Below are 12,675 nucleotides of genomic sequence, written 5' to 3' on the forward strand. Positions count from 1 at the left end.
GGCTATCGGGTTCCCCACATGTAGGTCTGCTTCTTGAGCCTGAGGTAGACGAAGCTCTCGGTGGAGCGCACTCCGGGGACGGCCCGGATGCGGCGGTTGATGACCTCCAGCAGGTGGTCGTCGTCCTCGCAGACGATCTCCACCATCAGGTCGAAGGACCCCGCGGTCATCACCACGTACTCGCACTCGGGCATGGCGGTCAGCGCGTCGGCCACGGACTCCACGTCGCCCTCGACGTTGATCCCGACCATCGCCTGCCGGCGGAAGCCCACGGTCAGCGGGTCCGTCACGGCGACGATCTGCATGACGCCCTGGTCGAGGAGCTTCTGGACGCGCTGGCGCACGGCCGCCTCGGACAGGCCGACGGCCTTGCCGATGGCGGCGTAGGGACGCCGGCCGTCCTGCTGGAGCTGCTCGATGATGGCGAGGGAGACGGCGTCCAGGTGCGGCGAGCTGCCGTTCCTGGATTCGCGGTGGGTCTCTCGGACGGACTCGCGGGAGTCCCGGGAGTCCCTGGGGTCTGCGCTTCGACTGGCCACGCCCTCACTGTGCACGAGGTCTCGACAGTTTCGCAAGGCGGGATCGATGTATTTCGTTGTTTGAAGAGCCTTGCCTTGCGGATTTCGCAACCCAGAGGCGATCGGGGGTGTTGAAAACGCGGAGTCACGGACTAGGGTGGGTGTCTCAGTGATTGGACACCCCGAACCTGGAGGGCCGGCAGTGAGCACCGAGCTGGGACGGCTGCGCAAGCTCCGCAATTACGTCGACGGCGAGTTCCGGGACGCCGCCGACGGACGGACCACCGAGGTGGTCAACCCCGCCACGGGCGAGGCCTACGCCACCGCGCCCCTGTCCGGGCAGGCGGACGTGGACGCCGCGATGGCCGCCGCCGCCGCGGCCTTCCCGGGCTGGCGCGACACGACCCCGGCCGAGCGGCAGAAGGCCCTCCTGAAGATCGCGGACGCGTTCGAGGAGCGCGCCGAGGAACTGATCGCGGCGGAGGTGGAGAACACGGGCAAGCCCATCGGGCTGACCCGCACCGAGGAGATCCCGCCGATGGTCGACCAGATCCGCTTCTTCGCGGGCGCGGCCCGGATGCTGGAGGGCCGCTCGGCCGGCGAGTACATGGAGGGCCTGACCTCCATGATCCGCCGCGAGCCGGTCGGCGTCTGCGCGCAGGTCGCGCCGTGGAACTACCCGATGATGATGGCCGTGTGGAAGTTCGCCCCGGCGATCGCGGCGGGCAACACCGTCGTGCTCAAGCCGTCGGACACCACGCCCGCCTCCACCGTCCTGATGGCGGAGATCATCGGTTCGATCCTGCCCAAGGGCGTCTTCAACGTCATCTGCGGCGACCGCGACACCGGCCGCCTGATGGTCGAGCACCCGACCCCGGCGATGGCCTCCATCACCGGCTCCGTCCGGGCCGGCATGTCGGTCGCCGAGTCCGCCTCCAAGGACCTCAAGCGCGTCCACCTGGAACTGGGCGGCAAGGCCCCGGTCGTCGTCTTCGAGGACACCGACATCGCCAAGGCCGTCGAGGGCATCTCCACGGCGGGCTTCTTCAACGCGGGCCAGGACTGCACGGCCGCCACCCGCGTCCTCGTCCAGGAGTCCATCCACGACGAGTTCGTGGCCGCGCTGGCGAAGGCCGCCTCCGAGACCAGGACCGGCATGCCCGACGACGAGGACGTCCTGTACGGCCCGCTCAACAACCCCAACCAGCTCGAGCAGGTGGCCGGCTTCATCGAGCGCCTGCCCGCCCACGCCAGGGTCGAGGCGGGCGGCCAGCGGGTCGGCGACAAGGGCTACTTCTACGCCCCGACCGTCGTCTCCGGCCTGAAGCAGGACGACGAGATCATCCAGAACGAGGTCTTCGGCCCCGTCATCACCGTCCAGTCCTTCACCGACGAGGACCAGGCCGTGGAGTACGCCAACGGCGTCGAGTACGCGCTCGCCTCCTCGGTGTGGACCAAGGACCACGGCCGCGCCATGCGGATGTCCAGGAAGCTCGACTTCGGCTGCGTGTGGATCAACACCCACATCCCGCTGGTCGCCGAGATGCCGCACGGCGGTTTCAAGAAGTCCGGTTACGGCAAGGACCTGTCGGCGTACGGCTTCGAGGACTACACCCGCGTCAAGCACGTCATGACGTCGCTGGACGCGTGAGCCCGCGGGGCGGCGCCCCGCACACGGCCCCGGACGGGAACTCCCGTCCGGGGCCGCGGTGTCGCCGCCGGGCGTGCGAGTCCGCGGCCGAGGGGGTGACGGGACGTCATGTCCCGGTCGGCGGGCTCGACGCGGCGTCAGCCGTTTCCCGCCAAAACCCGGCGGCACGCTGCCCGTACGCCCCGGTTCCCGCACCCCTCCCGCAGCTCCCCCTCGGTGTGTCCCCGGCCGCCCACCGGCCGGCGGCGTTCCCGTCGGTGACGCCGACGAACTCCGTGGGACCGGCCGACGCACCGTGGCCCCCGCCCGCCGCACCTCCTACGATGAAGGCCGCCGTCGGGGAGGGGAGACGTGACCCGCAGCAACACACCGCAGCGGTCCGGGCGCCGGCTGGAGGACAGGATCGCGTGGGCGGTCCGCAACGCGGACGGCGTGGTCGCCATAGGGCTGGCCCTGGTCGTGGGTCTGCTCGACCTCCTGGACGACGACCTCGACGACAACGTCGTCTCGGGTGCCACCCTGCTCGTCCTGGCCGCGCTGGTCTACGGATCGCTGACCGAACGCCGGCGCCGGCTGGCGGACATCCGGCAGGCGACCGAGGGGACGGGCCGGGCGATCGAGGACCTGTCCATGGTGCGCAGCCTGTCCGGTCCGGAGATCGCGCTGGCCCACGAGCGGGCCCGCCGGGAGACCTCCCGCTGGGTGTTCAAGGGCGGCACCGGCACCTACCTGCGCGCCGTCACCCTCCCCGAGTGCGTCCTGGAGGCCCAGCGGCAGCGCCGCTCCCTCAGCATGAAGATCGACATCGTCAATCCGGCCGACGACCGGGTCTGCGAGGCCTACGCACGGTTCCGGCGCACCTTCGGCTACCGCAACGAGGCCGACGCGTTCGCGCAGTGGACCACCGAGCGCACCCGCAAGGAGGCGTACGCCACCGTGCTCGCCGCCGCCTGGCACCGGCAGCGGCTGGACACCCTGGAGATCGACGTCCACCTGTCCTCGGTGGCGCCGACCCTGCGCTTCGACCTGTCCGACACCTGCCTGATCATCACCCAGGACGACCCGCGCCGGGTGAGCCTGTACGTGGAACGGGGCCGCCCGCTGTACGACTACTACGTCACCGAGCTGCACCAGAGCCGCGAGCAGGCGGTCAAGCTCGACCTGCGGGAGGCCACCGCGCTGAGCGACGAGCCGACCGTGGACGAGGTCAGACGGCTGATGGACCGGCTGGGCCTGCCGCTGCCGGCGAGTTTCACCGACCGCGATGTCGGCGACATCATCGACAGGGCGCTGCGCGCGGAGGATCCCTACCGCAGGTGAGCGGCGACACCGAGCGACATCTCAGGGGGGAGAGGCGCGATGGACTACTCGGCCCTGGAACGGGCCGCCCTGCGACAGGCCGCCGCCGAGGTGATGCGGCACGCCGCATCGGAACTGGAGCAGGTCGCGTCGGGCCGCCGCGACCTGCGCGCGGTGCGGCATCCCCTCGGATTCGTCTGCCTGCCGATCCTGCGGGACGGCCCGCGAGGCGTCTGCGTCCACGTCTTCGGGGGCGTCGGGCCGGCCGGATCGCCGGAGGCCCGGCCGGGCCCGGCGGCCCCCCAGGTCCACTCGCACAGCTGGGATTTGACCAGCACGGTGCTGTACGGACGGCTGGACAATCGGCGTATGAGGGTCCACGAGGAGACCCTCAGTCCCACCCACCGGGTGTTCGAGGTGCACAGCGACCCCTCGGGCGTGGACGAACTGCGGCCCACCGGACGGCTGGTGGCCTGCCGGCCCGGCACCGAGCAGACGAGCGTGCGCGGCCAGACGTACGACCTGCCGGCGGGTGTCTTCCACACCACCGTGGTGCCCGGCGACCGCCCCACGGCCACGCTGGTGCTGGGACGGACGCTGCCCGGCCGGGCGGACCTCTCCCTGGGCCCGTTGCGGGCACCGGGGCACCGCATGGTCCGCCACAAGTGCGACGCGACCCAGACCGCCCGGATCGCGCGGGCCGCCCTCAGGAGGATCCATGAACCCGAACCCGAACCCGAACCCGGCCCGCCCGCCTGACCCGCCGGCCCGCTACGCCCGTGAGCACCGCACGGCGGTGGACGCCGCCGAGGAGGCCGGGGCGCTGCTGCGGTCCCGGATCCCGGACGGTTTCGCCGCCCGCTCCAAGGGCGGGCACGGCGATGTCGTCACCGACCTGGACCTGATGGCGGAACGCCTGGTGACGGGCCGGATCCGGGAGCGGTTCCCGCACGACCGGATCCTCGCCGAGGAGACCGGGGAACACCGCGGCGAAGGCGGCGGCAGCGGCCGTACCTGGCTGGTGGACCCGCTCGACGGCAGCAACAACGTCGTGATCGGACTGCCCGTGTACGTCGTGGGCATCGCCCTGTGCGTCGGCGAGGCGCCGGTGGTCGGCGTGGTCCACGACCCCGTGACGGGGCGGACCTGGTCGGCGCTGCGCGGCGGCGGCGCGCACGGGCCGCACGGCAGGCTCGCCGGGGGCCGGGGCGGCCGGCCGCTGTCACCGGCGGGGCCGCTGCTGGCCTGGACCCAGGGGCACGGCGTGCGCCGCGACGACCCGGCGGCGCGCGCGCTGCGGCACACCCTGGAGGCCCGGTCCCGGCGCCTGCTCCAGCTGTGGGCGCCGCTGGTGGCCTGGGCCATGCTGGCGCGGGGGGACATCGACGGGTTCGTGGGCTACCGGGCGGAGGGGATCGACCTGCCGGCCGGGGAGCTGCTGGCCCGCGAGGCCGGGGTGGCCGTCCGGCACCTGGACGGCCGTGAGTTCGGCGGCGGCTTCGGCGGGCCGGACACCGAGCGCTCCTTCGTCGCGGGACGGCCCGAGGTGCTGCCGCACCTGATGGGACTGGTGGCGTCCTGCGCCCCCGCGGACCCCGCGCGGCCGGCCCCCTCCCGCGCCGCGCGCCGCTCGTCACCGTGACCGGGGCGGCCGCCGGGGACGTACGCCGCGGCCGCCGGGGCGGCGCGTCACGGTCCGGGGCGCCGGGACGGCGCGTCGTGGTGGCCGGGGCCCGCTACCGGGTCAGCGCCAGTGCCAGCACCGAGGCCGCCACCGCGGTCACCGCCAGCACCGCGCCGGTCCCCAGCAGCCGGGTGACCGGCACCCGCACCCCGTACGCGTGGCACCGCTCGTACCACAGCAGCGTCGCCAGCGACGCCCACGGCGTCACCACCGGGCCCACGTTGGTGCCGATGAGCAGCGCCAGCAACTGGTCGTGGTTGCCGAGCGGCACGGCCGCCTCCCCGGCCAGGTAGACCGGGAGGTTGTTCAGGACGTTCGACAGTCCCGCGCCCACCGCCGCCGCCCGGAACAGGCCCGCCGGGCCGCCGTCCTCGCCGACCGCGGCGGCCAGCAGCTCGTGCAGCCCGTTGGCGTTGACCGTCTCGACCACCAGGAACATGCCGGGCACCATCACCAGCAGCCGCCAGGGCACCAGGGACAGCCGCAGCTCCGACCGGCGGCGCACCGCGAAGGCCGCGACGGCGACGGCCGCCGCCGCCGCGGACGCCATCCACAGCTCCACGTCGGCGACCAGGATCGCGGCCAGGAAACCGGCACAGGCCAGTGCGCAGGCCCGGAACAGCACCGGGTCGGCGGGCCGGTGCACCGGCGGCGGCGTGTAGCGGTCGCGGTTCCCCGCCCGTACGTCCTCGGCGCGGGCCGCGCCGGGCCCACCGCCGACCGGGGCGCCCGTGTCCGCGCGGCCGGGCGCCGGCCGGTCCCGTGCGGCGTCCCGCCCGGGGGCGCCCGGGGCCTCCCCCCGGCGCCCGCGCCGCCAGAAGAACAGCCACAGGCACACCATGGTCACCGCGATCGCCGCCAGCTGCGGTGCCCACATGCGGGCGGCCAGGCCCGCCGGGGTCAGCGCGACGCGGTCCGCGGCCAGCAGGTTCGTCAGGTTGGACACCGGCAGCAGCAGGCTCGCCGTGTTGGCCAGCCACACCGTGGTCATCGCCAGCGGCACCGCCGCGATGCCGACCCGGGAGGCGAGCGCCAGCATCACCGGGGTCAGCAGCACGGCCGTGGTGTCCAGGTTCAGGGCGACGGTGGTGACCGAGGCGAAGGCCACGCAGAGCAGGAACAGGGCCGCGTAACTGCCCCGCCCGGCGCGGGCCACGCGCGCCGCCACCACGTCGAACACCCCCGCCTTGCTGGTCAGTTCGGCCAGCACGATCACCGTGCCGAGGAACGCCAGCAACGGGGCGATCCGGTGCATCGCGTCACCGGCCGGCCCGGTCGGCAACAACCCGGAGGCCAGGCAGAGCAGCCCCGTCACCAGCAGCCCGATCGCCAGCCGGTCCAGCACATGCAGACGCAGAAAGACACGCACGCAGGGAAGGGTCGCACATCCGTGCGCGGCCCGGGAGCGGGTCCGCCACCCCGCCGGCACGCCGGGGGCCTCCCGGCCGGAACGCGGCCGGCAAAACCCGTCTGAACCGAGGGAGGGCAGGGGCATGATGGATCCATGGTGGCTCGTCAGAACACCCCGGGGGACACCGGGCCATGGGACTTCTTCATCAGCTACTCGCCGGCCGACGAACGCTGGGCGTCCTGGATCGCCTGGACCCTGGAGGAGGCCGGCTACCGCACCGTCCTGCAGGCCTGGGACTTCGTGCCGGGCACCAACTTCGTCGACTTCATGGACCGCGGGGTCAGCGAGTCCGCCGCCGTCATCGCCGTCCTGTCCCGCAACTACGAACGCTCCCGGTACGGCCGCATGGAGTGGCAGGCCGCCCTGCGCGCCGACCCCGACGCCCCGGAGCGGCGGTTGCTCACCGTGCGCGTCGAGGACATCCCGGTGGAGGGCCTGCTCGCCACCATCACCTACGTCGACCTGGTCCCGGTCACCGACCCGTCGGCCGCCCGCGACCTGCTCCTGACCCGGGTCCGCCAGGCCCTCGACGGCCGCGCCCGGCCCGCTCTGCGCCCCGGCTACCCGGGCGGCGGCGATCCGCCGGCCCCGCCCGCCGGCCCCCCGGCCCCCGTCGCGCCGGCGCCCGGCCGGCCGCTGGGCCGCCCCGGCTGGGCGGGGCGGCGCAGGCCCGCGGCGGCGCCGGTCTACCCGCGGGTCGCCGGGGACACCGGGGCGCGCGAGGCGGTCACCGTGCTCCACCTGGCCGGGCCCGCCTTCGGCCGCGGCCAGGACCCGGCCGGGTTACAGGCCGCCATCTGGGGCGACCTGGTCGAGCTCACCGACACCGGGGCGCCCGCCCCCGACCTGCTGGTGGTCACCGGCGACCTGACCGCCTCCGGCAGCCCCCGCGAGTTCGAACAGGCCCTGGCCTTCCTCACCGGGCTGCGGGCACTGCTCGGCCTGGAGCCGCACCGGGTGGCCGTCGTCCCCGGCGGACGCGACGTCAACCAGGCCGCCTGCCGGGCCTACTTCAGCACCTGTGAGGCCGACGAGATGCCGCCCCGGCCGCCGTACTGGCCCAAGTGGCGGCACTACGCCCGGCTCTTCCAGGAGCTCTACCAGGGCCTCGACGCGGTCTTCGACAGCGACCAGCCCTGGACCCTGTTCCCCGTCCCCGAACTGCACACCGTCGTCGCGGGCCTGAACTCCTCCATGGCCTACAGCCACCGCCTCGACGACCAGTACGGCATGATCGGCCCCGAGCAGGCCGCCTGGTTCGCGCAGGCGCTGCGCCCGTACGAGACCGAGGGGTGGCTGCGGATCGGCGTCCTGCGCCACCCGCCCGGCGACCCCAGGCACTCCGGGGCCCGCCGCACCGCCGGCGCGCGGGGCACGACCGCCCCGGACGGCTCGGGTCCGCTGCGCGACACCGACGTGCTGGCCCGGCTGACCGCGCCCCGGCTGCACCTGCTGCTGCACGGACCGGACGAGCCCGGCGCGGCCCCCGTCCTGGCCACCGCCTTTGGCGAGGTGCCCGTGCTCGGCGCGGCCGGGCCCGGCCGGCACCGGCTGCTGCGCATCGGCCGCGACGGACTGGCGAGCTGGGACGTCCCCGGCGAGCCGCAGCGCCACCAGGCCGCGTGGCGGCGGGCCCACCGCGCCTTCGGCCCGGTCCCGGACGGGGCGCCGGACGCCGGCGATCCGCACGGCGCCCCGTCCGGCGCGGCGCTCCCGGCCGGGTCCGCCGCACCGGAGCGGGAGCCGGAGCCGGAGCGCGAGCCGCGCGCGGTGCAGTCCCCGGCCGAGGTGCTGCTCGCCCGGGTCGCCGAGGTGTGCCGCACCCGCCACGAGGGCGCCCAGATCCGCCCGGTCGCCGGACCGGTGCCGCAACTGCTGGTCACCTGGACCGAGTCGGGCTTCGTCCGCCAGCAGCGGGTGGCCGTGCACACCGGCACCCCCACGGCCGACGACATCGAGCGGTTCACCGCCCTCGTCCACGCCGCCGACACCGAGACCGAGGCCGAACTCGTCCACGACGGCCCGCCGCCCGCCCACGACCTGCGCGACGCGGCCCGCCGCAGAGGCGTCAGGGTGCGCAGCTTCACCGAGTTCCAGGGCCTGCTCGACCTGCGGGGCTACGTCGCCGCGCAGAACGAGCGGCTGCGCACCGACCCCCGCTACCCCCCGGACATGTACCTGCCGCAGCGGTACCGGGAGGTGGAGCGCCTCGGCGCCGAGGACCGCGACCACCTGGTCGACGGCATGCTCCGGCTGCTCGACTCCGACCAGGGCCGCTTCCTGCTGCTGCTCGGCGACTTCGGGCACGGCAAGACCTTCGCGCTGCGCGAGCTGGCCCGCCGCATCCCGGCCGAACTGCCGCACGTCATCCCGCTGCTGGTGGAGCTGAACGCGCTGGACCGGGCGTACTCCTTCGAGGGACTGGTCGCCGCCCACCTCGCCGCCCACGGCGTCGACAACATCGACCTGCGCGCCTTCCGCTACATGTTCCAGCAGGGCCGGATCGTGCTGCTCTTCGACGGCTTCGACGAACTCGTCAACCAGGTCAGCTACGACCGTGCCGCCGAACGCCTCCAGGTGCTGCTGGACTCCGTCGTGGACAGCGGCAAGATCGTGGTCAGCAGCCGCACCCAGCACTTCCGCTCCCAGGACCAGGTGCTGACCGCGCTCGGCGAACGCGTCGGCCTGCTCCCGCAGCGCCGGGTGCTGTCCGTGCAGGAGTTCACCCCGCAGCAGATCCGCGCCTACCTGGTGAACCGCTACGACGGCGACGAGCGCGCCGCCGACCGCCGGCTGCGGCTGCTGGAGGCCATCCCCGACCTGCCCGCCCTGTGCCGCAACCCCCGGCTGCTCGGCTTCGTCGCCGACCTCGACGACGACCAGCTGCGCGCGGTCGCCGGAGCCGGACGCGCGCTGAGCCCCGCCGGGCTCTACCGGGAGGTCCTCACCGCCTGGCTGCGCTTCGAGGAGCACCGCGGCACCGGCGGCCCCGGCCGGGCGCCCGGGCTCAGCCTCGACCAGCTGTGGAACGCGGTCACCGTGCTCGCCCTGCGCCTGTGGGAGAGCGGCCAGGACGCGCTGCGGCTGGACGAGCTCACCGACGTCGCCGAGACGCTGGCCGGACTCGCCGACACCCGGCTGTCGGTGCCGCAGACCGCGCACGCCATCGGCTCCGGCAGCCTGCTGGTGCGCAGCGACGACGGCGTGTTCCGGTTCATCCACGGCTCGGTGGTGGAGTGGCTGATCGCCCGGGAGTGCGCCCTGAGGCTGGCCGCCGGCGACACCGCGCTGCTGGCCCGGCGCCAGCTGAGCCGGCTGGCCGTGGAGTTCCTGTGCGACCTGGCCGACCACCGCGCCTGCCAGGAGTGGGCCGAGCGGACCCTGAGCGGCGCCGGCGGGGACGAGCACGCCCCGGCCCTCCGGGGCGAGGAGATCGCCCGGGCCAACGCCGTGAAGGTCCTCGCCCGGCTCCGGGTGCCCGCCCACACCGACCTGCGCGGCGCCTCCCTGGCCGGGGAGGACCTGTCCTACCGCGACTTCTCCGGTGTCGACCTGACCCGCGCCGACCTCACCGACGCCCGCCTGGTCGGCGCCAACCTCTCCGGCGCCGTGCTGCGCGGCACCCGGCTGACCGGCGCCCGGCTCGACGGCGCCGACCTGACCGGTGCCGACCTGCGCGGCGCCGACCTGCGGCGGGCCCGGCTGATCCGCACCGACCTGACCGGCGCCCGCGTCGAGGGCGGCCGGTGGCGGCGCGCGGCGCTGATCTCCGCGACCACCGCGGAGGGGCTGCCGGCCGTGCCCGAGCTCGCCACGGCGGCGATCGCCCCGGGGATGAGCGTCGACTCCGGCTTCCGGCCCTCCGCGGTCGGCGTGCCGTACGGGTTCGACACGCGCACCAGCCGCCTGCCCGAACCCATCTCCTACAGCCCCGACGGCGAACTCCTCGCCGTGGGCAGCGAGGACGGCGGCGTCCTGGTCTGCGACGCCGACACCGGCACCCCCCTGCGCACCCTCCAGGGCCACACCGGCCGGGTCTACGCCGTCAAGTTCCGCGAGCGGGTGCTGGCCACCGGCAGCGCCGACGGCACCGTACGGCTGTGGGACCCGGTCTCGGGCCGCTGCCTGCACCGGCTGGAGATCCACCCGGGCGGGGTGTGGCCGGTCGTCCTGAACACCGGCGGCTCCCTGCTGGCCACCGGCGACGCCGACGGCACGGTCACCGTGTGGGACACCGCCACCGGCACCCCCCTGCACCGGCTGCCCGGTCACGCGGTGCCCGTCTACACGGTCGCCTTCGCACCCGACGACGGCCTGCTCGTCACCGGTGACGCGGCCGCCGCCGTACGCCTGTGGGACCTGGCCGACGGGCGGCCGGCCGGGGACCTGCCGGGCCACCGGGGCGCGGTGTTCCGGGCCCGCTTCTCCCCGGACGGCGCCCTGCTGGCCACCGGGGACATGGGCGAGGGACGGGCCGGCACGGTCCGGGTGTGGGACCTGGACGCCCGCCGGGTGCGGCACGGCTTCACCGGGCACGCGGGCCGGGTGTACACCCTGGACTTCCACCCCGGCGGCCGGTTCCTGGTCAGCGGTGACACCGAGGGGGAGGTGCGGCTGTGGGACCTGGAGCGGGGCGGCTCGGCCGGGCTGCTCGGCGGCTGCCGCGGCGCCGTGTACCAGGTGCTGTTCGACCCCGACGGGTCGCTGCTCGCCGCCGGGGACAGCTCCGGGGTGGTCCGGCTGTGGCGGTTGGGCCCGGAGGCCGGACCGGCCCCCGACGGCCGGCCCGCCGCCGTCCCGCTGACCCGGCAGCCCACCGAGCACCGCGGCTCGGTGTGGGTGTGCAAGTTCCGCCCGCACGGCGACACGCCCGCCCCGGAGACCGGCTCCCTGCTGGTGACCGGCGGCAACGACGGCGTCGTACGGCTGTGGGACCCCGCAGCCGGCCAGGGCCGGCGCATCCTGCGGGGCCACGGGCGCCGCATCAACAGCCTCTCCTTCAGCGCCGACGGCTCGATGCTGGCGGCCGGCGGCAACGACGGCGTCGTCCGGTTGTGGCACTCCGTCTCCGGGCGGCGGCTGCGCGAGCTGACCGGGCAGAGCGACCGCCTGGTCTCGGCGGTGTTCAGCCCCGGCGGGCCCCTGCTGGCCACCGCGAGCAGCGACGGCAACATGTACGTGTGGAACGCCGTCACCGGCGAGTACCAGCGGGAGATGGACGTCGAGACCGAGCACGTCTGGGCGGAGGCGTTCAGCGCCGACGGCGAGGTGCTGGCCACCGCCAACGACGACGACACGGTCAGGCTGTGGTACCGGGCCACCGGCGCGCACGTCGCCACCCTCGCCGAGCACTACGGCCGGGTCCGCTCGATCGCCTTCCGCTCCGACGGCGCCGTCCTGGCCACCGGCTGCGACGACCGCAGGGTACGCATCTGGGACATGGCCGACGGCCGGCTCACCGAGGTCCTGGACGGGCACACCGACCGGGTCTACGCCGTGGCGTTCGCGCCCGACGGGTCCTGGCTGGCCAGCGCCTCCTGGGACGGGCGGGCGGTGATCTGGCGGGACGGCGCCGCCGCGCACCGGCTGACCGGCCACACCGGCCGGCTGTGGACGGCCGCGGCGCACCCGCGGCTGCCCCTGCTCGCGACCGCCGGCGACGACCGGACGGTCCGCCTGTGGGACCCGCGCACCGGCGAGGAGAAGGCCGTCCTGACCGGTCACACCGGCCGGGTGCTGGCGGTCGCCTTCAGCCCCGACGGCTCCCTGCTGGCCAGCGGCGGCGAGGACGGCACGGTCCGGTTGTGGAACGTGCCCGCCGACGCCCCGGCCGGCCTGCGCGCCACCCTGGTCGGCATGCCGGAGGGCTGGGCCGCGCTGGCACCGTCCGGCGGATACAAGTACGAGGGCGACGTCACCGGCGAGTTCTGGCACGCGATCGGCATGTGCCGCTTCGAGCCGGGTGAACTCGACGGCCACCTGCCGGGCGTGCGGAACGTGCCGCCGGACGATCCGCTGGAGTGAGGCGGAACCGGAGCGCCCCGGCCCGACACGGCGGCCGCTCCGGGGCGTCGGCCACCCCGTCCCGCCGGAGGGCCCGCACGGGCGGGAC

Annotated in this window: 7 protein-coding genes; 5 read left to right on the top strand and 2 right to left on the bottom strand. The window is 74.9% G+C overall.

Annotated elements, in window-relative coordinates:
• Positions 1–2 precede the first annotated feature (2 nt).
• Positions 3–554, bottom strand: a complete 552-nt coding sequence (locus ACSU6Z_RS21565) for an Lrp/AsnC family transcriptional regulator (protein ID WP_437047907.1) — start codon at positions 552–554, stop codon at positions 3–5.
• Positions 555–720: 166 nt separating this feature from the next.
• On the opposite strand from ACSU6Z_RS21565, the gene ACSU6Z_RS21570 reads away from it, so the two are divergent.
• The 4 genes from ACSU6Z_RS21570 to ACSU6Z_RS21585 all read left to right on the top strand — a co-directional run bounded on the left by ACSU6Z_RS21570 (position 721) and on the right by ACSU6Z_RS21585 (position 5,110).
• Positions 721–2,169 carry a gamma-aminobutyraldehyde dehydrogenase gene (locus ACSU6Z_RS21570; protein ID WP_437047908.1) on the top strand — a complete coding sequence of 483 codons (1,449 nt, stop codon included), beginning with the start codon at positions 721–723 and terminating at the stop codon, positions 2,167–2,169.
• A 351-nt stretch (positions 2,170–2,520) separates the two neighbouring features.
• Positions 2,521–3,489, top strand: coding sequence for a hypothetical protein (locus ACSU6Z_RS21575; protein WP_437047910.1), 969 nt, complete (start codon positions 2,521–2,523; stop codon positions 3,487–3,489).
• A 39-nt stretch (positions 3,490–3,528) separates the two neighbouring features.
• Complete coding sequence (locus tag ACSU6Z_RS21580) at positions 3,529–4,227, top strand: hypothetical protein (RefSeq protein ID WP_437047912.1); 699 nt, start codon at positions 3,529–3,531, stop codon at positions 4,225–4,227.
• Entirely contained in the window at positions 4,187–5,110 is a 924-nt protein-coding gene (locus ACSU6Z_RS21585; protein WP_437047914.1) for an inositol monophosphatase family protein, read from the top strand. The genes ACSU6Z_RS21580 and ACSU6Z_RS21585 overlap by 41 nt, the downstream gene beginning before the upstream one ends.
• Positions 5,111–5,204: 94 nt before the next feature.
• Here the strand turns inward: ACSU6Z_RS21585 and ACSU6Z_RS21590 are convergent, their stop codons facing one another.
• Entirely contained in the window at positions 5,205–6,521 is a 1,317-nt protein-coding gene (locus tag ACSU6Z_RS21590; protein ID WP_437047915.1) for an SLC13 family permease, read from the bottom strand.
• 135 nt (positions 6,522–6,656) lie between these two features.
• On the opposite strand from ACSU6Z_RS21590, the gene ACSU6Z_RS21595 reads away from it, so the two are divergent.
• Positions 6,657–12,587 carry a TIR domain-containing protein gene (locus ACSU6Z_RS21595; RefSeq protein WP_437047917.1) on the top strand — a complete coding sequence of 1,977 codons (5,931 nt, stop codon included), beginning with the start codon at positions 6,657–6,659 and terminating at the stop codon, positions 12,585–12,587.
• The last annotated feature ends 88 nt before the right edge of the window (positions 12,588–12,675 follow it).

Origin of the sequence: Streptomyces sp. enrichment culture (assembly GCF_964273145.1) — a bacterium.
Lineage (GTDB): Bacteria > Actinomycetota > Actinomycetes > Streptomycetales > Streptomycetaceae > Streptomyces.

Coding starts and splice junctions, on each gene's coding strand:
- ACSU6Z_RS21585 (WP_437047914.1), top strand. CDS start 4,187: ATGAACCCGAACCCGAACCCGAACCCGGCCCGCCCGCCTGACCCGCCG.
- ACSU6Z_RS21595 (WP_437047917.1), top strand. CDS start 6,657: ATGGTGGCTCGTCAGAACACCCCGGGGGACACCGGGCCATGGGACTTC.
- ACSU6Z_RS21580 (WP_437047912.1), top strand. CDS start 3,529: ATGGACTACTCGGCCCTGGAACGGGCCGCCCTGCGACAGGCCGCCGCC.